This window comes from Paracoccus fistulariae (assembly GCF_028553785.1).
GTDB classification, from domain to species: Bacteria; Pseudomonadota; Alphaproteobacteria; order Rhodobacterales; family Rhodobacteraceae; genus Paracoccus; species Paracoccus fistulariae.
This window is the reverse complement of record NZ_CP067136.1, coordinates 2,551,048-2,574,992: the sequence shown is the minus strand read 5'-3', so window position 1 is coordinate 2,574,992 and position 23,945 is coordinate 2,551,048. Positions and strand designations below refer to the sequence as shown.

The window sequence follows — 23,945 nt, the reverse complement described above, 5'->3', positions numbered from 1 at the left end:
CACCGCGTGTCAAGACTGACCGCCCTCTTGGGACGGCTTGTCGCGCATGTTTCCATCAGCAAAGGAGCGCCCTTGGGCGAACGGCCTGTTGCGGCCGGACGCTATGGGCATTGGATAAATGAGCCCTAAGAACAAACCTTTCAGCCCGCCCCAGGTTAGCAGAGCCACGCGGAAAATACCTGTACGTTCGAAGGCGAGCAGCCGCGGCATCGTCGTGGCGCAGTTGCCAGCAGACAGTCACCCACGCCGGATTCAGTATGAGAGCAAGCTCGAACACCACATCCTGTATCTGCTTCTCGCTCGCCGGGACGTCCATGATATCTGAGATCAGCCGCCGGGCATCACGTTTCGCGATGGTCAAGGGCGCGTCCATCTGCATTTCTATGATTATCTCGTTCGGTTCAGTGACACACGCCGTGTTGCGCTCGCCATCAAGCCCTTTGAAATTTGCCAGCGCATCGGATTTCGGGAGTACCTGCAGCATGTGCGCGCCGCGACCGATGTGAGCTATGCGCACGATGTCGTCTTGATGATCGACCGTTCGTTTCGCCGCGTCGACGCGCTCAATGCCGAGCGACTACACTTTTTTCGGCGCCATGCGGATGACGAGGCATATCGAATAGTGGCACACCCACACCATCAAACGGGACGTCACCTGCCGAAGGCAGACTGGCTGCTGGCAGATCGGGGTTATGATGCCGATTGGTTCCAAGAAGCATTGAAAGACAAGGGGATAAAGGTCTGCAGCCCCGGCCGGAAGTTGCGCAAGAAACCCGTCAAATACGACAAGCGCCGATACAAACGCCGCAACCGTATCGAAATCATGTTCGGACTGGAGGAGGGTCGCAACCCATTACGAAAGATTCCCGGAAACCTTCTTCTCCGCCATCGCTCTCGCCGCAACTTTTCTGTTCTGGCTATGAAAGTTAACGAGTCTGGAGCCTACGTGGTCAACAACGCCAAGGCGGAACTATAGCGATTTTGCACCGTCCCTGATGAAATTTGGCTGCGGGCCAGATAATTTGAGATTATTTTATCGATGCTTATCTCGTTGGTTATATCGGCAAATTCGCTGCTCCCCAGATAGCGCTCCGATCCTTTGGTGAACTCTTCGAGCTGTCTATCGATAGAAAGTTTACCGTAACTGTCACCAAAACCGAACGCGCCTTCGAAAACTTCACGCAACGGCGGATTGCCAAGCACTTCAAACCAAAGCGTCTTGCTGCTGGAATCGCGACCGGAAAATTGCTGCAATTCTCGGCGCGCGTTCAGCGCCAACCTCAGGCTTTCGTCACTTTCGCCGACTCGTCGCTCATATTCCCGCTGCAGGTAGGCGTCAGAGATACTCGCGCCCAGCGCCGTCTTGTCAGTATCGGGATTACCCAACTGAAACGCCTGGGCCAGGCGCAGATATCGCTTGTCACTCAAACGGTTCACAAGAGATTTTTCGTCAGAGAGGTCTGATTCCAGAACCTTTCTGATAAACGCTTTGTTCGCTATATCATCTTCCAGACCGAAGGCACCCAGTGCAACGCTTAGCATCCGGTAATCATTCACGATGTCCGCCGCGCTGATGCCGCCGGAAATTTTGTCGCGGAAGTAGGTCGTGTCTCGCTGAACGACTGGATCATTCGCAATACGCTCAAGCTGTCGCGCTTCGGTCCTTTGCAAGATTTTCCAACCTGCAATTCCGCCGAGACCAACTGATAAGGACATCGTCATATGAAACTCACTGCGACCGCATCGCGAAAAGCCTTGCTTCACGCGGAACCAGTTCACGCAATTTGCGCATCGCAGGATAGATCGCGCCCGATACGGCATGGCAACTTGCATCGGCCAGTATGATCCGGCTGTCGCGGTCATCGAACACCTGGCTCAGTTGTTCAATGGCAACAATCAACTGATGTCGACCTTCCTCTGCATCCACGTCGCCGGACAGGATAAGCTGAGCGATGTAGCAGGCTCGCGTTACAGGTGTCTTGGCCTCGTCAGGATGAATCGCGTCTTTCAAGCGCAGCACATTCACATTCGGTGTTCGAATCGAAATTTTCGACCGGCGTTCACCGTTTTCGATGACAGCGCCATTGATCAACACACGCTCATTCGGAGCCAGCTTCAGTACCAGACCAGTCATACACCCACCTCGCCACGCAAGCCTTTCATAACAGACATGTTGATATCGATCAGGGCTGCGATATCACCTTGCCCCGCCAGGATCTGATGGCCCTGGCGCAGCGAAAACGCCGCCAAGGAAAGCAATCCCGCCTTTGTCTCGGACGGCAGGCTATTGCCCGGATCAGAGAGATCGGTTGCCAGCAATGTCCAGAGTTCATTATTCTTGTGTACGGCCTGAACCATCTCGATGGATCGGCCTAAATTGCTTGCCTGCCGAAGCATGCGTGTTACCCGAGAGATAACGTCATATTCCGCATCACGAGCGGTACGAACCGCATTCGTGCCATAACCATGCTGAGACCGAGGCGTAACCGCGTTCAATGTTTCGTTCCCGACTTGAATTTCAAGAATCGGGGCGCCTTGCAGCGCCCCGAGTTTTTATCAGCGGAAGAGCGACAGGATTGCCGACGGAGCCTGGTTCGCAATCGACAGCGCCTGGATACCCAACTGCTGCTGCGTTTGCAGCGCCTGCAAACGGGCCGACGCCTCTTCCATGTCAGCGTCAACCAGCGAACCGATACCCTTGGTCAAAGAGTCGGCCAGCTTGCCCACAAAGTTCGACTGATCAGCGATCCGCTTGGCAGACGAGCCCAGCGCGGCGCCACCATTGATCGCCACTTCAAGCAGGGTTTCGAGTTGTCCGACAGCCGTTTCCGCGGATGCACGATCCGTGATGGCCGTCAGCGTCCCGCCAACGATGTTTGCTTCGAAGTCGACGGAGTTCACGACAATGGTGTTCGCCGCAGTTGTCGCGGTACCGACGGTACGGTCAAGCGAGGCCAGAACGGTGAAGGTTGCACCACCGCCGACACCGTTGGTCGACAGCAGGTTGACACCATTCATCTGCGTACCCGAGACGATCGACGTGATCTGCGCCATCTTGGCAGCGATGTCGGTCTGCACCTTGTCGAATTCAAAACCATCCGTTCCCGCGTTGACGGCGAGATTCTTCATCTCCGTCAGCAGGTTGGTCACCTGATCGGCACCCGCCACAGCCGTCGAAACGGTTGCCTCTGCGACGTTCAGGCTGCTTTGCATGGTTTTGAAGGCCGACTGGTCGGTTTCCATCACTTTCGAAATGGCCCAGATTGCCGAATTGTCCTGTGCGCTGTTGATCGACTTGCCGGTCGAAATTTCGGACTGAGCTTTATTCAAACCCGAATTGATGCTCTTCAGGGTCTGCAGAGCAACGATAGCGCCATTATTGGTCAGAATGCTGGACATGTTGTCCTCCTATATAAAGGGCGCTTTGCACCCGATGTAGAGTTGATCGGCCTTCTGACCAGTGTATTTCTAAACCCGCAACCTCTGCGGTACGTTCACTGTTCTATTCAGCGACTATTTATAATTAGTGAACTCGGTCCCCGCCCTCAAACAAAGTTCTGATAGCATTTTATCAAAACCGCTGCGCCGAAGGTGCAGCTGTCGTCGTGGACTGCTTTCGTCCCGTCTCATCATAGGTCTGTAGACTGCGGGCGGCCTGCATGATCGCCGCAACTTGCTCGATCGCGCGCTTGGCGCCGCTAACAGATGCCTCTGCCAGGTAGCGAAGCTCACCCAACTGCCGTTCCAGAAACTCCCGATCCTCTTCAGGTACCCCGATCCTTTCGGCAAGTTGCGAAAAACCTTCTATAATTCTAAGGGCTTCGTGGGCATCTCCGGCAATCACTGCTGCTTTCGCACCCTTCAACATCCGTATCATCCGCTGATTCATGATTCGTCATCCAGCGAGGACAGGCCCAGATCCAGCTTCGCCGCGAGAATCGCGGCATATTCCTGAGTCAGATAGCTTGAGAACTGCTCTTCCCCGGCACCACCACCAAATGCACCGCTTCGCGCGGAAGGCCCGCAATATTTAAGCATTTCTTCAAGAAACGCCGCCTCCAGTTGATCCGCAGCAGACCTTTGAGCAGGTCGCGCGCCCACATCGTTTGCAGTAGCTACAATTTGCATGGATTTACTCCAAAAATGACATCTTCGCCATGATTTACATGAGCCAGGTAAATAATTGGTAATCCTTTGCGGGTATCTATCGAAAAAAACAAAGGTTGCACGATGGAAAATATTGCAGCAATTATTTCCGACCTGCGTTTGAATACGCAGGACAAAGCACGACGCGATTCTACCGTACAATTAACTCAGGAAAGTCATTTTACACTTGATACGGACGAGGCGGAGCCGACGAAGGCGACACCGCGGATCAAGCCCGAGGGAGAGCCAGACGCCGAGGTGTTCTCTCAAAAGGCCGAGGGCAGTCGGGACGCAGAGACGAGCTCTCGCAAGGCCGACGAGGAATTGGAAACGACAGAAATTCCTCGCAAGACTGAAGGAAAAACGGACATACAGGCCAATCCACGCAAGGCCGAGGATAATGCGGAGACAAAGGATATTCCTCACCTGGATGCGGAGGAGGAGATGGCAGAGGACAATGATCCGGATCCGTCCGCGCTGGAGAGTATTATCGAACAGTGGAACGGCACCAGCGGTGCGCTCTCTTCCCCGACGCAGAAAGCCGACCGCACGGCCTGGGTCGCCGTATATCAACAAATCGACGCCGAAAATTCTGACGGTGAAGTGGCGGAAGAATCCGTCGTGACGCTGAAAGACTTGATTGGTCACGACGAGGGAATGGACGAGCCAGAGATGTCGCGTGACACGACAGCTCATGCCTGGCACAGTGCCTGTCAGCTGCCCAAAGGAACGGGGACAGAGCCTGCCGCGCTGAATTTGGCGCAAGCGGGCGAGGCGCAAAGCATGGTCGATCAAACCGCGCTGACAACTGATTCTGACGGCAGGATAGAGCTTGAAGTAGCGCTCGAAGCAGCGACGCAGTTGAGGGGCCGCGATCATGGCCTGGTGCAGGGCACCGGCTTTTCGGCACCAAACAGGCCAGCACCCGGCCAAATGCAGACCATCATCCGGCAGATCGTCGACGCCTCTATCACGGTCAGCGACGAACAGGTCGAGATTACGCTGTCGCCAGAAGAGCTGGGGCGCGTCCGCCTGATTCTTTCCGGTCGCGAGCATGCTCCGCATCTGGCCATCTGGGCAGAGCGTCCCGAAATCCTGGACCAGCTTCGTCGCAACGCTGCCTCATTGCTTCAAAATTTCGTCGATGCCGGGCTGGAAAACGCCACTTTCGAGTTTCGCGATGAAGGCTTTGAGCAGCAGGAAAACCTGCCGGACTGGGGCGCATCCCAAACCTCGGTGATCGAAATAGAGGCGCCCGCTCATATTGCACAGCAATCGCTGTCGGGCGGTGGTTGGACGCCGTTGGGCTCGCGTATCGATATCAGAATCTAGGATGACAGAATGATCTCTCAAAGTACGAACGCCACGGTCGCGAACGCCACGACCACCATCTCTGCCGCCACAAATTCGGACACAAGTACAAGCACGGGGGCAGAGTTCGATACCTTCCTGAAAATGCTGACCGCGCAGTTGAAGAATCAGGATCCTCTCAACCCGATGGAGGGCACCGATTTTGCCGTACAGCTGGCAACATTCTCGGGCGTTGAACAGCAGACGCAGACCAACAAGCTGCTTAACCGGCTTGTGACGCAGCTGGGCAATGGCGGCGGGCTTGGTCAGACCGCGAACTGGATCGGGAAAGAGGCTCGCACAACCGAACCCGTCTGGTTCGGCGATACGGCGCTGACCCTTGATGTGAACCCCGATTCTGCGGCCGATAGCGTGACTTTGATCGCGCTGAACGCACAGGGCCGAGAGGTTTCACGAGAGGAAATCGGTCCGGGCAGCGGACAGATCGAATGGCTGGGGCGTGACGATCTCGGGCAAAAGCTGCCAGACGGGCTTTATTCCTTTGTCACCGAAAGCAGCCGCGCGGGCGAGGTGATCGCAGAGGATAGCGTTGGCGCCTATGCCCGCGTCGTCGAAACGGCGATGGGGAAAGAGGGGATCGAGCTCATGTTCGAACATGGCGGCTCGGCCCCGGCAGACACGATCACGGCATTGCGCGACCCCGGTTAGGGCCACGTCAAGGGCCATGCGCAGTTGACCTTGGCATCGGTTTCTTTCTATCCGGGCGACAAGGGTTCGGACCGGACCGTTCGCCCGCTAAAGGAGCTTTGCCATGAGTTTTGACCGCAAGATCAGAATTGCACCCTCGATCCTTTCTGCCGATTTCGCGAATTTCGGTCAGGAGATACAGGCGATCGAGGCGCAGGGCGCCGATTGGGTCCATGTCGATGTGATGGACGGTCATTTCGTTCCCAACCTGACCTTTGGCCCTCCGGCGGTAAAGGCATTTCGGCCCCATGTGAAAAGCTTCATGGATGTTCACCTGATGATCGCGCCGGTCGATCCCTATATCGACGCCTATGCCGAAGCCGGGGCCGACATGATCACCGCCCATGTCGAGGCCGGGCCGCATCCGCACCGCACATTGCAGGCCATTCGCGCGACGGGCAAGAAAGCCGGGATTGCGCTGAACCCCGGGACACCGCTTGAGGCTGTCGATTATCTTCTGGATCTGGCCGATATGGTGCTGGTGATGACTGTCAATCCCGGATTTGGCGGGCAGAAATTCATCCATAATCAAGTGGATAAGGTCGCGCGGCTGCGCGCCATGATCGGCGATCGCCCGATCCATATCCAGGTCGATGGCGGGATCGATCCGACAACGGCTCCTCTTGTGGCCAAGGCAGGGGCGGATGTGCTGGTGGCGGGCTCGGCCGTGTTCAAGGGCGGCTCGGTTCAGGATCCGCAGGTTTACGGCGAAAATATCCGCGCCATCCGGCAGGCTGCCGAAGCCGTTTGACAACCGCGCGGCCTGACTGTTCCATGGCGCCAGATTGAACAGGGGGAAAAGCCGATGGATCTGGGCATCAAGGGAAAGCGGGGATTGGTTTGCGCCGCCTCCAAAGGTTTGGGACGCGGCTGCGCCGAGGCATTGGCCGAGGCCGGCGTCAACCTGGTGATCAACAGCCGGACCGAGGCTGATATCACCCGCACCGCACAGGAAATCGCCGCAGAATATGGCGTCGATGTCACCCCGGTCGCCGCCGATATCACCACCGATGAAGGGCGCAGCAAGGTGCTGGCTGCCGTGGGCGAGGCCGATATTCTGGTCAGCAATGCAGGCGGCCCGCCCCCCGGCCAATGGACGGACTGGAACCGCGACGACTTCATCAAGGCGATTGATTCCAACATGTTGTCTGCGATTGCGCTGATGCAGGCGCTGGTTCCCGGCATGATGCAGCGCGGCTGGGGGCGCGTGGTGAACATTACCTCGCAATCCGTGCGCTCTCCGATCCCGGTTCTGGGCCTGTCGAACACGGCGCGCGCCGGGCTGACCGGTTTCGTGGCCGGCATGTCGCGGCAGGTCGCCAGTCAGGGCGTCTGCGTGAACAATATCCTTCCGGGCATCCACGCCACAGACCGCGCCGACGGTCTGGATCGCGGCGTCGCCCAGCAGCAGGGCATCAGCATGGAAGAGGCCCGGAAGCAACGCGAGGCCGGGATTCCTGCCAACACTTATGGCACGGCAGAGGATTTCGGCGCGACCTGCGCATTCCTGTGCAGCCAGCATGCGCGCTTCATCATCGGGCAGAATATCCTGCTGGATGGCGGGGCGTTCAACGCGACCATGTGATCGGGACGCTATTCCTGCCCCGTGGCAATGCGGTAATCGCGTAAAACCTGACTCAACTGGCGGCGCCGGACCTGCGGATCCGCCAGAATCATGCAAAGGCGCCGCGCATTCGCAGCGATTTGTTGAGATTTTGACGGATTCGCGCGGGCCCAACCCAGCTGCGCCTGAAGGCTCCCAGCTTCACCCGACAACGGGATCACATGCTGCCAGGGCTGAAAGATGATCGAGAGCGCGTCCTCGACCCAGTCATCCTGCCGCAGAATGACCGAATCGCTATTGGCGCAGGCCAGAAAATTCGGGTCTGCGCCCCGGCTGACGATGAAACGATGCGACAGCACCTCATCCTGCGATGCATCAGAGTCGATCGGCTGATCCAGCTTATCCGCCCATGACGACTCGGCGCGATCCGGGTTGCCCAGATAGCCGTTATTGCCCAAGCGATGCGACCAGGCCATTGGCCAGAGAAAGACATTCCGCGCGCCCCGTTTGCGAGTCGGCGCCAGGACGGGATAATCGGCCTCTTGCCGGTCCGCCCTCGGATCAAGGCAATAGACCCCGCGATCCGTGATTTGCGCAATATCGTTCACCGCATTGGCCAGCGGCAGCAGGTCCAGCCGCGCCGGATCAAGATGATACCAGCCATCACCCGCGCGCATCAGCGGCAGCGGGGTTCCATCGCAATCCGTGACCTGACCGGATGCGGCATCGAAGCTGGCAGCACCACCGGACCTCGCGCCGCATGACACGGTCGCGGGCCGCGCGGCCATGGCCAGCATCTCTGCAACCCGGTCGCGATCGGCCTCAGTGATCCCATCCGCCCGCGTTGAGGGTGTCAGCATCCGGTCCAGTCGCATCAGATAACCCCGCCGCACCTGCTTGCGCCGCCGCCCCGGAGGCTTGGGACAGTCAGGCAGATCGAACCAGGGCGCCAGAGCCTCGCGGTAATCGCCGGGCTGGGCGTCGTCGATGTCGATTTCGATGAATTCCGGGCGATCCGCGAAATAGGCGCGGCATGTCGCCAGATGATCCTGCCAGGCATCCGCCCAGATATCGGCAAGATCGCCGGTCTGAACCCCCAGGATCTGCGCATAGGCCCGCGCATAGGTGCCATCGCGATGCATATAGCGGCTGATCACCCAATCCTCGACATTGCGGGTGTTCAGCAGAAAGACCGAGCCCGGATAGCTTTGGTCAAGGAATTCGAACTCTTTGAACGCCTCGACCACCGGCATGTTCAGATAGCGCACCGATTCCATATCGGTGAAGGCGGTGACGCTGTCCGCCCAGGGCATCAACGGCCGCCGTCCGACCAGCTTGGAATAGGCGATATCCTCGGCCAGACGCCCCTCAAGCCAGTGCAGCGTCGGGATACCGTTCATCTGAAACAGCTTGGCGATGAAGGTCGTGCCGCATTTGTTGAAGCCGATCTGGAAGAACTTTCTGGTCAAACCCTACCCCGGTTGCGCATCTGCGCCCTAGCTGTCGGTGATGTGCGCGATCCTGTCAATTCCGCAACCGCCGGGACGGGAACCGCCGCCGCGCAGCCACTTGCCACAATTCTCTTGCGTTGTGGCGGCGCTGCGGCTAGCAGTCACCGCAGAAATTCGGGAGAAGCTGGCGACGCCAGTGCCGAAGGAGCAGCCGCCCCGGCGAACTCTCAGGCAAAAGGACCGTCTTTCCGCAGAACTCTGGAGAGGACCGCAGGTCCGCCGAAGGGATAACGATCTCAGGCGCCCCCCACGGGGCAAGGACAGAGGGGGCATCGTCACCCGGGCCAAAGCGCCCGATTTTCGATGCCGGTTGCCCGGCGTTTATCAGAGGAGGCCCAGATGGCCGAAACACTGCGCCGGACCGGTTTATACGATCTGCATGTGGAACGGGGCGCGCGAATGGTGCCCTTTGCCGGCTGGGAAATGCCGGTGCAATATCCGATGGGCGTGATGAACGAACATCTGCACACCCGTGACAAGGCCGGTCTGTTCGACGTCGGGCATATGGGTCAGGTGCTGATCACGCCGAAGGATGGCGATATGGAAAGCGCGGCACTGGCGCTGGAAACGCTGATCCCGGCCTCGGTTCTGGGGTTGGCACAGGGGCGGCAGCGCTATGGCATCTTTACCAATGACAGCGGCGGCATTCTGGACGATCTGATGTTCGCCAATCGCGGCGATCATTTTCTTCTGGTGGTGAATGCCGGTTGCGCCGAACAGGATATCGCCCATCTGCAGACGCTGGATGCGGTCGAGGTGACGCCGGTGACCGATCGCGGCCTTGTGGCGCTGCAGGGTCCGCGTGCCGAAGATGCACTGGCGGCACTGGTGCCCGCCGTGCGCGAGATGAAGTTCATGGACAGCCAGATCCATGACTGGAGCGGGGCAGAGCTGTGGATCTCGCGTTCGGGATATACGGGTGAGGACGGGTTCGAAATCTCGGTTCCCGATGCGGTTCTGCGTGATTTCGCCCGGTCATTGCTGGAAAATCCTGATGTCGCGCCGATCGGTCTTGGCGCCCGCGACAGCCTGCGGCTGGAGGCCGGGATGCCGCTTTACGGCCATGACATGACGGTCGGGGTGACGCCTGCCCAGGCCGCGCTTGGCTGGTCGATCCCGAAACCGCGCCGCGATGGTGGCGCCCGTGCCGGTGGCTTCCCCGGTGCCGAGACCGTGCTGAAGGAACTGGCCGACGGGCCCGCGAAAACCCGCCGCGGCCTGCGCCCCGAAGGGCGTGCGCCCATTCGCGAAGGGGTTCAGATCTTTGCCGAGGAAACCGGCGGAGAGGCCCTTGGCCAGGTCTGTTCCGGCAGTTTCGGCCCCTCGGTTGGCGGGCCCGTCGCGATGGCCATTCTGGACGCGTCCATGCCCGACGGCGCCAAGCTTTGGGCCGAGTTGCGCGGCAAGCGTGTTCCCGTCATCCTGTCCGAACTGCCCTTTGTCACACCATCCTACAAACGCTGAGGAGCCTGACCTATGCTGAAATATACCGAAGACCACGAATGGCTGCGCGCCGAGGGTGACGAAATCGTGGTCGGCATCACCGCCCATGCCAGCGAGCAGCTGGGCGATGTGGTGTTCATCGAACTGCCCGAAGAAGGCCGCGAGGTCGAGGCCGGTGAGGAAATCGTGGTCATCGAATCGGTGAAGGCCGCATCCGACATCACCGCGCCGGTCGCTGGCGTGATCACCGCCGTGAATGGCGATCTGGCAGATAATCCGGGCAATGTGAATTCCGATGCGATGGCCAGCTGGTTCTTCAGGATCAAGCCCAGCGATGCCTCGGCCATGGAAGGTTTCATGGATGAAGCCGCCTATCAGGAATTGATCGGCTGAGCTTTTGGCCTTCGGCCAGATGGATATTTGAACAAAGAAGAAAGGGCCGGTCCCGGCCCTGTCTGACCCAGTTTATGGATGGCCCCTATGACCCGCTGGAACCCCACCGACTATAATCCCGATGATTTCGCGAACCGCCGTCATATCGGCCCTTCGCCCGCAGAAATGTCCGAAATGCTGCAGGCGGTCGGCGCCGACAGTCTGGATGCGCTGATCGAACAGACGGTGCCCAGGGCGATCCGGCAGGACAAGCCGCTGGACTGGCCGGCGCTGTCGGAAGCCGCGCTTCTGGCCCGGATGGAAGAGGTTGCGAAGAAGAACAAGGTCATGACCAGCCTGATCGGTCAGGGCTATTACGGCACGGTCACGCCGCCCGCGATCCAGCGCAATATCTTTGAAAATCCGGCCTGGTATACGGCCTATACCCCCTATCAGCCCGAAATCGCGCAGGGCCGGTTAGAGGCGCTGCTGAATTATCAGACCATGGTGGCCGATCTGACCGCGCTGCCCGTCGCCAATGCCAGCCTTCTGGACGAGGCGACCGCCGCAGCCGAAGCGATGGCGATGGCCCGTCGGCAGGCAAAGTCCAAGGCCGATGCGTTTTTCGTCGCCCATGACCTCCATCCGCAGACGATTTCGGTGATCGAGACCCGCGCCGCGCCGCTGGGGATCCGGATCATCACCGGCTCGATCGACGATCTGAACCCGGAAGAGGTTTTCGGCGCGATCTTTCAATATCCCGGCACATACGGTCACATCCGCGACCTGACGCCCGAGATAAAGGCCCTGCATGCCGCCAAGGCCCTTGCCGTCGTGGCCACCGATCTGCTGGCGCTGTGCCTGCTGAAGGCGCCGGGTGAGATGGGGGCGGATATCGCCGTCGGCTCGGCCCAGCGGTTCGGCGTCCCGATGGGCTATGGCGGCCCGCATGCCGCCTTCATGTCCTGCCGTGATGAGTTGAAGCGCGCCATGCCAGGCCGCATCGTCGGTGTCTCGGTCGATGCCAAGGGCAATCAGGCCTATCGCCTGTCGCTGCAGACGCGCGAACAGCATATCCGTCGCGAAAAAGCGACCTCGAATGTCTGTACCGCGCAGGCCCTGCTGGCGGTGATGGCGTCGTTCTATGCCGTGTTTCATGGGCCGATGGGGCTGCGCGCGATTGCGCAGCGGGTGCATCTGAACGCGGTGACGCTGGCCAATGCGCTGCGCGCGGCGGGGGCGGATGTGGCGCCCGATCAGTTCTTTGACACGATCACGGTTAAGGTCGGCGTCGGGCAGGCGGGCATTCTGGCCGCCGCCGAGCAGCGCGGCATCAATCTGCGCAAGGTCGGGCGCGACCGTGTCGGCATCAGCGTCGATGAAACCACCGATGCCGCTGTGATCACACGGCTGCTGGACGCTTTTGGCATCACCGATCCGGCGCCGCGGGCCGATGCGCCCGCGATCCCCGAGGATCTGCTGCGCGACAGCGATTACCTTACCCATCCTGTCTTCCACATGAACCGCGCCGAATCCGAGATGATGCGCTATATGCGTCGCCTGTCGGATCGCGATCTGGCGCTGGACCGGGCGATGATTCCGCTGGGCTCCTGCACGATGAAGCTGAACGCGGCGGCCGAGATGATGCCGATCACCTGGCCCGAATTCGGCGCGCTGCATCCCTTTGCGCCCCGCCATCAGGCCGCGGGCTATGCCGAGGCGATTGCCGATCTGGACCAGAAACTGTGCGAAATCACCGGCTATGACGCCTTTTCCATGCAGCCGAACAGCGGTGCGCAGGGCGAATATGCCGGGCTGCTGACCATTCAGGCCTATCACCGCGCCAATGGCGATGATCAGCGCGATGTCTGTCTGGTGCCGTCCAGCGCGCATGGGACGAATCCGGCCTCGGCGCAGATGTGCGGGATGAAGGTCGTGGTGGTGAAATCGGCGCCGAATGGCGATATCGATCTTGAGGATTTCGCCGACAAGGCCAGGGCCGCGGGCGACAAGCTGGCGGCGGTCATGATCACCTATCCGTCGACGCATGGCGTGTTCGAGGATACCGTGCGCGAGGTCTGCAAGATCACGCATGATCATGGCGGCCAGGTCTATATCGACGGGGCCAATATGAATGCGCTGGTCGGTTTGGTGAAACCCGGTGAGATCGGCGGCGATGTCAGCCACCTGAACCTGCACAAGACCTTCGCCATCCCACATGGCGGCGGCGGGCCGGGCATGGGTCCGATCGGTGTGAAGGCGCATCTGGCGCCCTACCTGCCGGGCGATCCGCAAACGGGCGAAGGCGCGGTCAGCGCGGCGCAATATGGCTCGGCCTCGATCCTGCTGATCTCCTGGGCCTATATCCTGATGATGGGTGGCGAAGGGCTGACCCAGGCGACGCGGGTGGCGATCCTGAATGCGAACTATATCGCCAGCCGTCTGGCAGGGGCCTATCCGATCCTGTTCATGGGCAATCGTGGCCGCGTCGCGCATGAGTGCATTCTGGATACGCGCCCCTTTGCCGAACATGGCGTCACCGTGGACGATATCGCCAAACGCCTGGTCGATAACGGTTTCCATGCGCCGACGATGAGCTGGCCGGTTTCAGGCACGCTGATGGTCGAGCCGACCGAATCGGAGACCAAGGCCGAGATCGACCGCTTCATCACCGCGCTTCTGGCGATTCGTGAAGAGATCACGGACATCGCGGAAGAACGTATCAGCGTGGATCAAAGCCCGCTGCACCATGCCCCGCATACGGTCGAGGATCTGGTTGCGGATTGGGACCGCCCCTATAGCCGCGAACAGGGCTGCTTCCCTGCTGGCGCGTTCCGGGTCGACAAATACTGGCCGCCGGTTGGCCGGGTCGATAATGCCTATGGCGACCGCAACCTGATCTGTACCTGCCCGCCGCTGGAGGCCTATGCCGAAGCGGCAGAATGACGACGAAAGGGGCGCTGACACGGCGCCCCTTTTTCACAGGCAGATCATTTCGTCAGTGACCCGGTCACAGCAGGAAATCATCCGCCCCAAGGTCCAGGATCCCGCGCAGGCGGATCTGCGCCTCGACCCCGCGATCGCCGTCAGTGTCTATCATCACCACGGTAAGATCATTCGCGACCCCCGGCCGATCCAGATGGCGATAGGTCACCTCACCCTCGGCTGACCGGCCGATCCGGCCGCTATCGGTGAAGGTGAAGGCGTTATTGCCCGCGAACTGCCTGCTGGCATCGATCCCGCGCAGGTCAATCACGTCTTCCCCCGGAGTGAAGTCGCGGATGATGTCCGACTGTCCCAACCGCGCGCTGGTATCGTTCAGAGCCCGAAAGACAAAACGATCCGCGTCGGCGCCGCCGACAAGAACGTCGCGCCCGCGGAAGCCGATCAGCACATCCTCGCCCGCGCCGCCCTGCAGGTTATCGCGACCGCCGCCGCCATGCAGAAAGTCAGAGCCGTTCTGCCCCTGCAGCAGATCGTTGCCATTGCGCCCGAACAGGCGGTCATCGCCATTCTTGCCGGCAAGGATATTGCGCCCGCCCGTCCCCTTCAGCACATCGTCGCCACCGGCACCCGATGCATTCTCGATGCTGACAAGCAGATCCGTGCCGAAGCCGGTGCTCTGCTCTCCGCTTTTCAGCAGGTCCAGCTGGACATCGCGCCCGCCACGGGCATGGACCCAGTCCCTGCCGATCCCGCCATTCAGCAGGTCATTCCCCTTATCCAGATAAAGGTGATCGCTCCCGCCCTGGCCAAACAGCTTATCGTCGCCGTTGCCGCCCGTCAGAGAGTCGCGGCCCGCGCCACCCCGCAAAAGATCGTTGCCGTCCAGGCCATTTGCGCGATCGTTACCGCGGTTCAGATACATGATGTCGTCACCGGCCAAAGCCTCGTTGACGAATTTGAGGTCATCGGCGCGGCCCGGCGTTTGCGTGACCGCGTAAACCTCGGTCAGCGACAGCGAGGTGCCCGTCAATGTCCAGAGCGGCACAAACCGGGTGCCGTTGCTTTGCAATTCGACATATCCCTCGAAAATACCGCCATCCGGATCGGAGTTGGAATCCACCGAAAAATCGCGTCCCAGAAAAGCACTGCCGTAATTGTCGCCATTATAGCTCCATGAGACGACATACATGTCCTCAAAGAACAACCCCCCTTCCCTGACATTGGCGTCTTTCAACAGCTCCTTTTCGGAATCGCCGCTGTTGAGGCGATGAAAGTTCAGGGCATTTTGATCGAACCTGCCATAAGCGAAGAGATTTGCCATTTCCTGTCCCGGTTTGAATATCTGTGTTGTAAATGAAGAACACTTACCTTCGAGTTAACCGCGGCCACAAAAGCGGCATGCGGTGCGAGGATGCCGACCATGCCGCAAGGTCATGCAGCAGAGAGGCCGACCAGAGGGCCGAGCGTTACGGCCCTCCACCATAAAAGAACGGCGCTATCGAGCCAGCGAAAGAAAGATAGAATTCGTCTAAAATACCCATCGTCATGTCGGCATCGCGGGCGGGGTTTTGCCCTCGCTGACCGGGTCTGTGGCCAGCAGCCGCAAGATCGTATCGGCTGCGATGATCTGACATGTCTTGCGATAACCGTCGCTGATCGTGCCCCGCGCCGCGATCTCTCGATTGGCGGTCACGAAATCCTGCTCGCGGAAAAGCCCGCTGTCGCGCGCATGATTGGCGCGGAACATCATCGTGGCCAGATCGTGCCGGATCGGGTCCGGCCCCCGATCCAGCTGCGCGGGCATCGACAGAAGGTCGGGCTGATCATAGGCCGCATCCGGCGCCAGATCGCCGAAGACGGTGAAAGGTCGCGGGCTGATCTGAACGCCACCACGGAAGGGTGAGCTGTCCAGCATCTCTTGTGGGAAGGCGCGTTCCGGGGTTTCGAAAGGCTCCTCCAACGGCCAGCCGCCGATCGCGCTATAGGCATCGGCAAAGAACTTGGTCGGATGGGCCTTCGCGCTGCGGTTGACGATGTCGAGCGCGACGAAACTGCTTTGCATCAGCGGCGTGAACGCCACCTCATGCCCGATCGCGCGGGTCCATTGCCGACCGCAGTGATGGCGCGAGCGGATCACGTTATACTGCGCCAGCATCGCGATCGGATCTGCCGGATCGACGTCTATTTCCTGAAAGACCGAGAAGAAGTCCTGCCTGACCGCATCGCCATCCGCGAAATCGGCCAAGCCGCGCGCGATATCGTCGGCGATCTTCGGTGCAGTTCCATTGAACAGCCCGGTTCCGGCATAAAAGCTCCACCCGGTCGGTTGATCGCCGGTGAGGCGCAGTTCCGCGCCCGGCTCCAGGCGGCGACTGTGAATCAAGCGAAAGGGCAGATAGGTTCCCGCGCTGGACAGCAGATACAGGCGGATCGCTTCGCTGCCGCCAAGTTCGGCGCGGCGCGCGGGACCACCCTTGTTCAGCGGCAGGTCGAAACGCGATGTCAGCGCGGAGGCGACCTTGAAATCGGCTTTCAGATGGGGGTGGCTTGTCACCCGCAGGCGATCGGGCACCGTGCCTGACATCAAGAGCATGGCCAGGACCAGCCTGCTGTCATAACCACCCGACAGGAACAGGTTCATCGGCAACCCGGTCTCGACCAGGGCCGCCATGATGCCGCTGCCGCGCTCCAGCGTGTCCAGCATCCTGGCCTCATAGCTGTCGCCGGGCTGCAGGTGGAACAGCTGCGAATAGGGGCGCGTGACCTCGGACAGGGCACCGGTCCTGCGGTCGACTTTCAGATGGGAGGTGACCGGCAGGACCGAGATTTGCCGGACCATCGTCTTGTGCGAGATAAGCTGTTCACCGATCTGACGGCCATCCTTCAGGTGAAACACCAGTGCCGCCGGAGCATAGAAATCCAGTCGGCGCCGCGTCGCCATCTGCTGCACCAACAGCGCGAAGGAATTGGAGATCGCCCAGTCCTCGCCATCGCGAAACAGATAGATGATCTCTTGCCCGGTCAGATCCGTGCGGATGAGGATGTGCTGATCCTGATGGAAGATCCCGCAAAAGCGGCCTTCTTGCGGAAGCTCGTTATTCCCGGCAGCCAGATAGGCGTCCAGACCCTTCTGCCCGAAAATGATCGCCTTGTCGGTCAGGCCGTAGCCAAAAAGCTGTGATTTGGACAGCTCAAGGACTTGTGCTCTGGTAAGCACAAAACAGTTCTGTGGCAGCATCGTGCCAATTTCTCCAAAAAACAGAGCACATGACAAAAACAACACCGGACCGGCGCAACCCTGCGCCGGTTCGCTGATACATTTCTAGGAATAACGCGCCGCGAAATCCAGCGGCGCTGTGTCAGTCGGCGGAAAGCCCCGCTGTCTCGTCCAGATCCAGCATGATATTCATGTTCTGAACCGCTGCGCCGGATGCACCCTTGCCCAGGTTGTCCAGCACCGCCACGACGGTGGCACAGCCATTCGCCTCATCGCCATGAACACTGATGCGCAGGACATTGGTGCCGTTCACGTCGGTCGGAACGATCCGCGATCCGATCTGTTCTGCCGTGACGACCCGGACGAAGTTCTGACCGCTGTAATGGTCGGACAGCGCATCGTGAAGGCTGTCGATCCGGCGGTCATCGTCCAGACGCAGCGGGATCTGTACCGCCATGCCCTGGGCGAAATTCCCCACCGCCGGCGAAAAGATCGGCCGCGTGGTCAGGCCGCTTTGCACCATGATTTCCGGGATATGCTTGTGATGCTGGTTCAGCGCATACAGGAAATGCGCCGGAGCGCCCTCATCCTCATACTCCGCGATCAGCGCCTTGCCGCCGCCGGTATAGCCGCTGACGGCGTTGATCGACAAAGCCTCATCATCATAGATCAGGCCCGCATCGACCAGCGGCGAAAGGATCGCGATGGCGCCGCTGGCATAGCAGCCGGGATTGCTGACATATCTCGCCTCAGCGATCTGGTCGCGCAAATCGCTGGACAGTTCGGCGAAACCGAAGACCCAGCGATCATCGACCCGATGCGCGGAAGAGGCGTCGATCAACCGCACATCCATCCCCGCCGTCAGCGCGACCGCCTCTTTCGCGGCCTCATCGGGCAGGCAAAGGATGCCGATATCCGCCTGGGCAAAGGCCTCGCGCCGGGCGGTGGGATCCTTGCGCCGATCGGCGTCAAGCTGGATCAGGCGGATATCATCGCGCAGCTGAAGACGGTCGCGGATCTGAAGACCCGTTGTGCCTGCCTCGCCATCGATGAAAATCTTATGTGCCATGTGACCCAACCTCTGGAGAAAGTTGTGCTATGTATAGGCGAGTGACGGCGCGGTCACAACGGCACTGATATCAGATGTTGCAAATCTCGGACCGTGTCAGGAACCTCTTTTCGCGACCGTTATCCAGACTGAACATACCGCCCCTGCCCGGCACGACATCGATGATCAGATCGGTATGTTTCCAGGCCTCATATTGGCTGGCCGAGATATAGAAGGGCGCGCCGCCGATCTCGCCCAGTTTCACATCGCGGTCGCTGAGCTTGAAGTCGTCCTGCGGATAGCACATCGGGCTGGACCCGTCGCAGCATCCCCCCGATTGGTGGAACAGGACGGGGCCATGATCGGCGGTGATTTCGGACAGCAGTTCCAGCGCCTCGGCTGTGGCGGTAACCTTTGACATGCTGTGACCTCTTCTGGATTGCGGAAAAAGGAAAAGACTGTGCTGCCATCATAGCGGCAATCGACCAACTGCAGTCAAAAATATGTGACGTTCCGTCATAAACACCACAAAAACGAAGAAATCCGCATCTCTTTTAGGCTAAAAGATAATCGATCATTGCAAAAATGCAGATCCTGCAGATATTTGTTCGCAGCTTCACAGTGATGTTTTTCTGAACGGATCAAGACATGGCCCCGCAGACGCTAATCCTGACCTATCTCAACAGCGATTTCGGGCTGAATAGCGTCCCCGATAACGGGCGTAGCAATACCGATCCGCTTGGCTGGTATGTCTATACCAGCTCGGGCTCGGCCAGCAGCGTCGGCGTGGTCGATGCGAATTCCGCGACGGGTTCGGTGAATGCCGCCGGCGAAATCTCGACCACGGGCGAGATCGTCAGGCTGGGTCACAGTTCGGACGAGCTTGGCGAAACGAGCTGGTATCAGATCGACTTTTCGGTGGATATCGCCAGACTTGGCGGCATGGCCGGCTATAACAGGTTCGAAATTTTCGTCGATACGAATGGCGACGGCCAATATACGAACGGGGATACCGTTCTTGGCAGCTATGGCCTGAACTCTAACTTCGGCGTCGCGGCGGCCCCAGAGGGAGTGTACCGCACCTATAGCGGGACAATTTCGCTGACCCCAGCGCAGCAGGCTGCACTGGCTGGAAAACCGATCTCGGTCGAATTTACCAAATATGGCAGCGGCGCGCATTTTGCCGTCGACAATCTACAGCTTAGCGTCACCTTCTGCTTTGCCCGCGATACGATGATCAGCACGCCGGATGGCGAGGTCGCGGTGCAGGATCTTGGCATCGGCGATATCGTCACGACGCTGGACCACGGCCCGCAGCCCCTGCGTTGGGTCGGCAGGCGCAAATTGTCCGCCGCGCAGCTGATGCTGGCGCCCAATCTGCGTCCGGTGCGCATCCCGGCAGGCGCCCTGGGCGATCAACTGCCGCGCGAGGCGCTGACCGTATCGCCGCAGCACCGGATCCTGCTGCGCTCTCCGATCGTTCGGCGCATGTTCGAGACCTCTGAGATTCTGATCGCTGCCAAGCATCTGATCGGCTATGCGGGAATCGATTACGTCCTGCCCGCCGAAGGGGTGGAATATTTCCACCTGCTGTTCGAGGAGCATCAGGTCGTCATGTCCAACGGCGCGCCCTCGGAAAGCCTGTTCACCGGGCCCGAGGCGATGCGCGCCCTGTCGCAGGAACAGCGTGACGAGGTGCTGACATTGTTCCCCGAACTGGCGCATCAGCACCAGCCGCCATCGGCGCGAACACTTGCCAGCGGGCGGCAGGGCCGACGCCTGGTGCAGCGGCATCAGAGGAATGCCAAGCGCCTCGTCGCCTGACACCGAACGCACAGACCAAAAAGCAACGCCGGGGCCATCACCCCGGCGTCCTTGCTGTCACAGGACAGGCGCGGGCACTCAGATCTCCATCACCATCCGGCCTTCGATCTGACCCTTGTGCATTCTGGCGAAGATGTCGTTCACATCCTCCAGCTTGGCCTTGTGAATCGTGGCCTTGACCTTGCCATCGCCCGCGAAATCCAGCGATTCCTGCAGGTCGAGACGCGTGCCCACGATCGAGCCGCGCACGGTCACCCCGTTCAGCACCATGCCAAAGATATCCAGCGGGAAATCTCCGGGCGGCAGGCCGTTCAGCGCCACGGTCCCGCCGCGCCCGACCATGCCGACGGCCTGCTGAAACGCCTTGGGACTGACCGCCGTCACCAGCACGCCCTGCGCGCCGCCATCGGTTTCCTTGCGGATCTTGGCAATCGGATCTTCGGTCATGGCATTGGCCGTCAGCGTCGCGCCCAGCTTGCGGGCCAGATCCAGCTTGGTTTCGTCGATGTCGACGGCGGCCACGTTCAGGCCCATCGCCTTGGCATATTGAACCGCCATATGACCCAAACCGCCCACGCCCGAAATCACCACCCAGTCACCCGGCTTGGTATCGGTCATCTTCAGACCCTTATAGACCGTGACACCGGCACAAAGCACCGGGGCGATCTCGGCGAAGCCGACATTGGCGGGCAGGTGGCCGACATAGTTGGGATCGGCGACGACATATTCCGCAAAGCCGCCATTCACCGAATAGCCGGTGTTCTGCTGGCTTTCGCACAGGGTTTCCCATCCGCCGAGACAATGTTTGCAGCAGCCGCAGGCACTATAGAGCCACGGCACGCCGACGCGGTCGCCCTCTTTCACATTCTTCACGCCCTGCCCGACGGCAGAGACGATGCCGACGCCCTCGTGTCCGGGGATGAAAGGCGGGTTCGGCTTGACCGGCCAATCGCCCTCGGCGGCGTGCAGGTCGGTATGGCAGACGCCGGATGCCTTGATCGCGACCTGAATCTGGCCGGGGCCGGGTTCGGGAACCGGCACTTCATCAATCGTCAGCGGTTTCCCAAATTCACGCACAACGGCAGCTTTCATGGTTTTGGCCATGGGACTTTCCTCAATGATTTTTGATGTGATAGGTTTTCAGCGGATGGGCCTTGCGGCCCATCCCGTCGCGGTCGCGTTGGCCGCCCTAGAAGAAGCCAAGCTTCTTGGGGCTGTAGCTGACCAGCAGGTTCTTGGTCTGCTGATAGTGATCCAGCATCATCTTGTGGGTTTCGCGCCCGATGCCGGATTGCTTGTAGCCACCAAAGGCCGCATGGGCCGGATAGGCGTGGTAGCAATTGGTCCAGACACGCCCCGCCTTGATCCCGCGCCCCATGCGGTAGCAGGTATTGGCCTCGCGGCTCCACACGCCGGCGCCAAGGCCGTATAGCGTGTCGTTCGCGATCTCCAGCGCCTCGTCTTCGGTCTTGAAGGTCGTGACCGACACGACGGGACCAAAGATCTCTTCCTGAAAGATCCGCATCTTGTTATTGCCGCGGAAAATCGTCGGCTCGATGTAATAGCCACCCGACAGATCGCCGCCCAGATCGGCCGCCTTGCCGCCGGTCAGCACCTCGGCCCCCTCCTGACGACCGATGTCCAGATAGGACATGATCTTCTCTTTCTGCTCGCTGGAGGCCTGCGCACCGATCATCGTCGCCGCATCGCGCGGATCGCCCTGCGTGATCGCCTGCACGCGCTTGACCGCACGTTCCATGAAACGGTCATAGATCGATTCCTGGATCAGCACGCGGGACGGACAGGTGCAGACCTCGCCCTGGTTCAGCGCGAACATGCTGAAACCTTCCAGCGCCTTGTCAAAGAAATCGTCATCCTCATTCGCCACATCGGCAAAGAAGATATTGGGCGATTTGCCCCCCAGTTCCAGCGTCACCGGAATCAGGTTCTCGGCCGCATATTGCATGATCAGGCGGCCGGTCGTCGTCTCGCCGGTAAAGGCGATCTTGGCGATGCGGGGATTGCTGGCCAGCGGCTTGCCGGCCTCAAGGCCGAAACCATTGACCACATTCAGCACGCCTGGCGGCAGCAGATCACCGATCAGGCCGGCCCAGACCATGATGCTGGCCGGGGTCTGTTCGGCGGGCTTGATGACCACGCAGTTGCCGGCGGCCAGCGCGGGCGCCAGCTTCCAGCAGGCCATCAGCAGCGGAAAGTTCCACGGGATGATCTGCCCGACCACGCCCAGGGGCTCCTGAAAGTGATAGGCGACCGTGTCACTGTCGATCTGCGAGATCGAACCTTCCTGCGCCCGCAGCACACCGGCGAAATAGCGGAAATGGTCGATGGCCAGCGGCACATCAGCCGCCATCGTCTCTCGCACCGGCTTGCCATTATCCCAGGTCTCGGCAGCGGCCAGCAATTCCAGATTGCTTTCCATGCGGTCCGCGATCTTCAGCAGGATATTCCCCCGCTCGGTGGGCGAGGTCGCGGCCCATTTGTCCTTGGCGGCATGGGCAGCATCCAGCGCCAGTTCGATATCCTCTGCGTTCGACCGGGCAATCTCTCCGATCTCGGCGCCGGTAATGGGCGTCGTGTTGGTGAAGTACTTTCCGGATTTCGGCGCGACCCAGTCGCCGCCAATGAAATTGTCGTACCGTTTGGCAAAGGGCGATACCTGAATGCCCTTGAAGTCATGTGTCTGATCGTTCGGCATGATGTCTCCTCCTGTGGTCGTCCTTGTCCGGATCTCCCCTTTCCGGACTTCTCTTACAGGGTGACATCTGCGGGCTGCGAATCAACGGCTGCGGGATGGTGGATCGGCAAAGCTGTCTCACGGGTGAGACAGTCATACGTCCTTTTCGGTCACGCCCAGCCGCGACATGCGGCGATACATGGTGGCGCGACCGATGCCCAGGGCGCGCGCCGCCGCCGAGACATTGCCATCCGCGCGGGCCAGCGCCCTGATCACGGCGGCGCGTTCGGCCTTGTCGAAGCCGCTCAGATCGTCCTGCCAGCCCAGCAGATCCGCCGCCGGCTGCGGTCTGAAATCCCCCTCGCGCGCCAGACCATAGGCGCGCCGCGCCGCGCGGGTCGCGCCGATGGCGATGTCATGCTTATCGACCGCCAGCAGCACGGCTGCATCCGAGGCTTCATCCGGCGCGACCACGATGCGCGCATCCGGAAAGCTGGCCTTGAAGAATACCGTTTCGATGGCCTTGGCCGTCTGCATCACCTGCGCGGCGATCAGGCGATTGAACCGCTCATTCTGATCGGAGCGGGCAGAGCTGACATCCAGCGCCGCCAGCAGCTTCCCATCAGGCCCCCAGATCGGCGCATCCATGCAGGACAGGCCCGTATGCCGGGTGCGGAAATGTTCGTCGCGATGGATGGTCACCTGCCGCTTTTCCACGATGCAGGTGCCGATGCCATTGGTTCCCTGCGCCGCTTCGGACCAATCGGTGCCCTTGCTCAACCCCCAGTCCTGAAACTGTCTGACATCGGCATCGCTGGCCCTGTGCTCCAACACCAGCCCATCGCTGTCGGTCAGCAGGACCATGCAGCCAGAGGCACCGATCAGGCTGTAAAGGTGATCAAGCTGGGGGCCGGCCACGCGCAGGAACGGGTCAAGCATTTCACGACGCAGCACAAGTTCCGCATCGCTCAGCCGTTCGGGCGCCCGGCAATCGGCGGGATCAAGCCCGTGTTTCACCATCGACCTGCGCCATGACGCCGTCAGCGCCGATGAGGCGGTCTTGGATCGCGATTGCGCGGCGACGAAATCTGCGTGACGCATACCTGACGGCTCCTCATCCG

The 23,945-nt window shown here is 60.3% G+C and carries 23 protein-coding genes, 1 pseudogene and 1 riboswitch; of the genes and pseudogenes, 9 read left to right on the top strand and 15 right to left on the bottom strand.

Going from position 1 to position 23,945, the window contains the following annotated elements; genetic code table 11:
- Nucleotides 1-55: 55 nt before the first annotated feature.
- The gene (locus tag JHX87_RS12680; RefSeq protein ID WP_271884059.1) at nt 56-484 is read right to left on the bottom strand and encodes a hypothetical protein; all 429 of its coding nucleotides are present in this window, start codon (nt 482-484) and stop codon (nt 56-58) included.
- A 171-nt stretch (nt 485-655) separates the two neighbouring features.
- On the opposite strand from JHX87_RS12680, the pseudogene JHX87_RS12675 reads away from it, so the two are divergent.
- Nucleotides 656-923 (top strand): annotated as a pseudogene (locus JHX87_RS12675) (transposase); the annotation flags it as partial.
- A gap of 19 nt (nt 924-942) precedes the next feature.
- Here JHX87_RS12675 and JHX87_RS12670 read toward each other — a convergent pair.
- From JHX87_RS12670 to JHX87_RS12645, 6 genes are all read right to left on the bottom strand, one after another.
- A complete protein-coding gene (locus JHX87_RS12670) occupies nt 943-1,722 on the bottom strand; it encodes a DUF1217 domain-containing protein (protein ID WP_271884058.1) in 780 nt (259 codons plus the stop codon).
- 7 nt (nt 1,723-1,729) lie between these two features.
- A complete protein-coding gene (gene flbT, locus JHX87_RS12665) occupies nt 1,730-2,134 on the bottom strand; it encodes a flagellar biosynthesis repressor FlbT (protein ID WP_271884057.1) in 405 nt (134 codons plus the stop codon).
- Nucleotides 2,131-2,397: a flagellar biosynthesis regulator FlaF gene (locus JHX87_RS12660; protein ID WP_272833686.1), complete on the bottom strand. Its 267-nt coding sequence runs from the start codon at nt 2,395-2,397 to the stop codon at nt 2,131-2,133. The genes flbT and JHX87_RS12660 overlap by 4 nt, the downstream gene beginning before the upstream one ends.
- A gap of 159 nt (nt 2,398-2,556) precedes the next feature.
- On the bottom strand, nt 2,557-3,399 hold the full coding sequence (locus JHX87_RS12655; RefSeq protein WP_271884055.1) for a flagellin N-terminal helical domain-containing protein: 843 nt from the start codon (nt 3,397-3,399) through the stop codon (nt 2,557-2,559).
- 172 nt (nt 3,400-3,571) lie between these two features.
- Nucleotides 3,572-3,889 (bottom strand): hypothetical protein, encoded by a 318-nt coding sequence (locus tag JHX87_RS12650; protein WP_271884054.1) that lies wholly within the window; start codon nt 3,887-3,889, stop codon nt 3,572-3,574.
- Nucleotides 3,886-4,128, bottom strand: coding sequence for a flagellar biosynthesis protein FlgJ (locus JHX87_RS12645; RefSeq protein WP_271884053.1), 243 nt, complete (start codon nt 4,126-4,128; stop codon nt 3,886-3,888). The genes JHX87_RS12650 and JHX87_RS12645 overlap by 4 nt, the downstream gene beginning before the upstream one ends.
- 102 nt (nt 4,129-4,230) lie before the next feature.
- Here JHX87_RS12645 and fliK point away from each other — a divergent pair, with 102 nt between their 5' ends.
- The 4 genes from fliK to JHX87_RS12625 all read left to right on the top strand — a co-directional run bounded on the left by fliK (nt 4,231) and on the right by JHX87_RS12625 (nt 7,789).
- The gene (gene fliK, locus JHX87_RS12640; protein WP_271884052.1) at nt 4,231-5,478 is read left to right on the top strand and encodes a flagellar hook-length control protein FliK; all 1,248 of its coding nucleotides are present in this window, start codon (nt 4,231-4,233) and stop codon (nt 5,476-5,478) included.
- Between the two features lie 9 nt (nt 5,479-5,487).
- Nucleotides 5,488-6,165, top strand: coding sequence for a flagellar hook capping FlgD N-terminal domain-containing protein (locus tag JHX87_RS12635; protein WP_271884051.1), 678 nt, complete (start codon nt 5,488-5,490; stop codon nt 6,163-6,165).
- Nucleotides 6,166-6,268: 103 nt separating this feature from the next.
- Nucleotides 6,269-6,955, top strand: coding sequence for a ribulose-phosphate 3-epimerase (rpe, locus tag JHX87_RS12630; protein WP_271884050.1), 687 nt, complete (start codon nt 6,269-6,271; stop codon nt 6,953-6,955).
- 54 nt (nt 6,956-7,009) lie between these two features.
- Nucleotides 7,010-7,789 (top strand): SDR family oxidoreductase, encoded by a 780-nt coding sequence (locus JHX87_RS12625; RefSeq protein WP_271884049.1) that lies wholly within the window; start codon nt 7,010-7,012, stop codon nt 7,787-7,789.
- 8 nt (nt 7,790-7,797) lie between these two features.
- On the opposite strand, the gene JHX87_RS12620 is transcribed toward JHX87_RS12625, so the two are convergent.
- Nucleotides 7,798-9,237, bottom strand: coding sequence for a glycosyl transferase family 90 (locus JHX87_RS12620; RefSeq protein WP_271884048.1), 1,440 nt, complete (start codon nt 9,235-9,237; stop codon nt 7,798-7,800).
- A gap of 147 nt (nt 9,238-9,384) precedes the next feature.
- Nucleotides 9,385-9,472: riboswitch (glycine riboswitch) on the top strand.
- A gap of 146 nt (nt 9,473-9,618) precedes the next feature.
- Here JHX87_RS12620 and gcvT point away from each other — a divergent pair.
- The 3 genes from gcvT (at nt 9,619) to gcvP (ending at nt 14,040) form a co-directional block, all read left to right on the top strand.
- A complete protein-coding gene (gene gcvT / locus JHX87_RS12615; RefSeq protein ID WP_271884047.1) occupies nt 9,619-10,743 on the top strand; it encodes a glycine cleavage system aminomethyltransferase GcvT in 1,125 nt (374 codons plus the stop codon).
- A gap of 12 nt (nt 10,744-10,755) precedes the next feature.
- Complete coding sequence (gene gcvH / locus JHX87_RS12610) at nt 10,756-11,115, top strand: glycine cleavage system protein GcvH (protein ID WP_271884046.1); 360 nt, start codon at nt 10,756-10,758, stop codon at nt 11,113-11,115.
- An 87-nt stretch (nt 11,116-11,202) separates the two neighbouring features.
- Nucleotides 11,203-14,040, top strand: coding sequence for an aminomethyl-transferring glycine dehydrogenase (gcvP, locus tag JHX87_RS12605; protein ID WP_271884045.1), 2,838 nt, complete (start codon nt 11,203-11,205; stop codon nt 14,038-14,040).
- A 64-nt stretch (nt 14,041-14,104) separates the two neighbouring features.
- Here the strand turns inward: gcvP and JHX87_RS12600 are convergent, their stop codons facing one another.
- From JHX87_RS12600 to JHX87_RS12585, 4 genes are all read right to left on the bottom strand, one after another.
- Nucleotides 14,105-15,361, bottom strand: coding sequence for a calcium-binding protein (locus JHX87_RS12600; protein WP_271884044.1), 1,257 nt, complete (start codon nt 15,359-15,361; stop codon nt 14,105-14,107).
- A gap of 222 nt (nt 15,362-15,583) precedes the next feature.
- A complete protein-coding gene (locus JHX87_RS12595; protein WP_271884043.1) occupies nt 15,584-17,257 on the bottom strand; it encodes a hypothetical protein in 1,674 nt (557 codons plus the stop codon).
- Nucleotides 17,258-17,399: 142 nt separating this feature from the next.
- Nucleotides 17,400-18,326: an N-acetyl-gamma-glutamyl-phosphate reductase gene (gene argC / locus JHX87_RS12590; protein ID WP_271884042.1), complete on the bottom strand. Its 927-nt coding sequence runs from the start codon at nt 18,324-18,326 to the stop codon at nt 17,400-17,402.
- Between the two features lie 70 nt (nt 18,327-18,396).
- A complete protein-coding gene (locus tag JHX87_RS12585) occupies nt 18,397-18,726 on the bottom strand; it encodes a DUF779 domain-containing protein (protein WP_271884041.1) in 330 nt (109 codons plus the stop codon).
- Between the two features lie 227 nt (nt 18,727-18,953).
- On the opposite strand from JHX87_RS12585, the gene JHX87_RS12580 reads away from it, so the two are divergent.
- On the top strand, nt 18,954-20,129 hold the full coding sequence (locus JHX87_RS12580) for a Hint domain-containing protein (protein WP_271884040.1): 1,176 nt from the start codon (nt 18,954-18,956) through the stop codon (nt 20,127-20,129).
- A 78-nt stretch (nt 20,130-20,207) separates the two neighbouring features.
- Here JHX87_RS12580 and adhP read toward each other — a convergent pair whose 3' ends face one another.
- The 3 genes from adhP to JHX87_RS12565 all read right to left on the bottom strand — a co-directional run bounded on the left by adhP (nt 20,208) and on the right by JHX87_RS12565 (nt 23,925).
- The gene (gene adhP, locus JHX87_RS12575; protein ID WP_271884039.1) at nt 20,208-21,233 is read right to left on the bottom strand and encodes an alcohol dehydrogenase AdhP; all 1,026 of its coding nucleotides are present in this window, start codon (nt 21,231-21,233) and stop codon (nt 20,208-20,210) included.
- Between the two features lie 85 nt (nt 21,234-21,318).
- Complete coding sequence (gene adh / locus JHX87_RS12570; protein ID WP_271884038.1) at nt 21,319-22,845, bottom strand: aldehyde dehydrogenase; 1,527 nt, start codon at nt 22,843-22,845, stop codon at nt 21,319-21,321.
- A 132-nt stretch (nt 22,846-22,977) separates the two neighbouring features.
- A complete protein-coding gene (locus JHX87_RS12565) occupies nt 22,978-23,925 on the bottom strand; it encodes a GAF domain-containing protein (RefSeq protein ID WP_271884037.1) in 948 nt (315 codons plus the stop codon).
- Nucleotides 23,926-23,945 lie beyond the last annotated feature (20 nt).

Excerpts from the sequence above, each read along its gene's own strand:
- JHX87_RS12660 (WP_272833686.1), bottom strand. The coding sequence starts at position 2,397 with ATGCTTCGGCAGGCAAGCAATTTAGGCCGATCCATCGAGATGGTTCAG.
- JHX87_RS12565 (WP_271884037.1), bottom strand. The coding sequence starts at position 23,925 with ATGCGTCACGCAGATTTCGTCGCCGCGCAATCGCGATCCAAGACCGCC.
- gcvH (WP_271884046.1), top strand. The coding sequence starts at position 10,756 with ATGCTGAAATATACCGAAGACCACGAATGGCTGCGCGCCGAGGGTGAC.
- JHX87_RS12645 (WP_271884053.1), bottom strand. The coding sequence starts at position 4,128 with ATGCAAATTGTAGCTACTGCAAACGATGTGGGCGCGCGACCTGCTCAA.
- JHX87_RS12585 (WP_271884041.1), bottom strand. The coding sequence starts at position 18,726 with ATGTCAAAGGTTACCGCCACAGCCGAGGCGCTGGAACTGCTGTCCGAA.
- JHX87_RS12680 (WP_271884059.1), bottom strand. The coding sequence starts at position 484 with ATGCTGCAGGTACTCCCGAAATCCGATGCGCTGGCAAATTTCAAAGGG.
- JHX87_RS12670 (WP_271884058.1), bottom strand. The coding sequence starts at position 1,722 with ATGACGATGTCCTTATCAGTTGGTCTCGGCGGAATTGCAGGTTGGAAA.
- fliK (WP_271884052.1), top strand. The coding sequence starts at position 4,231 with ATGGAAAATATTGCAGCAATTATTTCCGACCTGCGTTTGAATACGCAG.
- JHX87_RS12655 (WP_271884055.1), bottom strand. The coding sequence starts at position 3,399 with ATGTCCAGCATTCTGACCAATAATGGCGCTATCGTTGCTCTGCAGACC.
- adhP (WP_271884039.1), bottom strand. The coding sequence starts at position 21,233 with ATGGCCAAAACCATGAAAGCTGCCGTTGTGCGTGAATTTGGGAAACCG.
- argC (WP_271884042.1), bottom strand. The coding sequence starts at position 18,326 with ATGGCACATAAGATTTTCATCGATGGCGAGGCAGGCACAACGGGTCTT.
- flbT (WP_271884057.1), bottom strand. The coding sequence starts at position 2,134 with ATGACTGGTCTGGTACTGAAGCTGGCTCCGAATGAGCGTGTGTTGATC.
- rpe (WP_271884050.1), top strand. The coding sequence starts at position 6,269 with ATGAGTTTTGACCGCAAGATCAGAATTGCACCCTCGATCCTTTCTGCC.
- JHX87_RS12600 (WP_271884044.1), bottom strand. The coding sequence starts at position 15,361 with ATGGCAAATCTCTTCGCTTATGGCAGGTTCGATCAAAATGCCCTGAAC.
- gcvP (WP_271884045.1), top strand. The coding sequence starts at position 11,203 with ATGACCCGCTGGAACCCCACCGACTATAATCCCGATGATTTCGCGAAC.
- gcvT (WP_271884047.1), top strand. The coding sequence starts at position 9,619 with ATGGCCGAAACACTGCGCCGGACCGGTTTATACGATCTGCATGTGGAA.
- JHX87_RS12650 (WP_271884054.1), bottom strand. The coding sequence starts at position 3,889 with ATGAATCAGCGGATGATACGGATGTTGAAGGGTGCGAAAGCAGCAGTG.
- adh (WP_271884038.1), bottom strand. The coding sequence starts at position 22,845 with ATGCCGAACGATCAGACACATGACTTCAAGGGCATTCAGGTATCGCCC.
- JHX87_RS12635 (WP_271884051.1), top strand. The coding sequence starts at position 5,488 with ATGATCTCTCAAAGTACGAACGCCACGGTCGCGAACGCCACGACCACC.
- JHX87_RS12580 (WP_271884040.1), top strand. The coding sequence starts at position 18,954 with ATGGCCCCGCAGACGCTAATCCTGACCTATCTCAACAGCGATTTCGGG.
- JHX87_RS12625 (WP_271884049.1), top strand. The coding sequence starts at position 7,010 with ATGGATCTGGGCATCAAGGGAAAGCGGGGATTGGTTTGCGCCGCCTCC.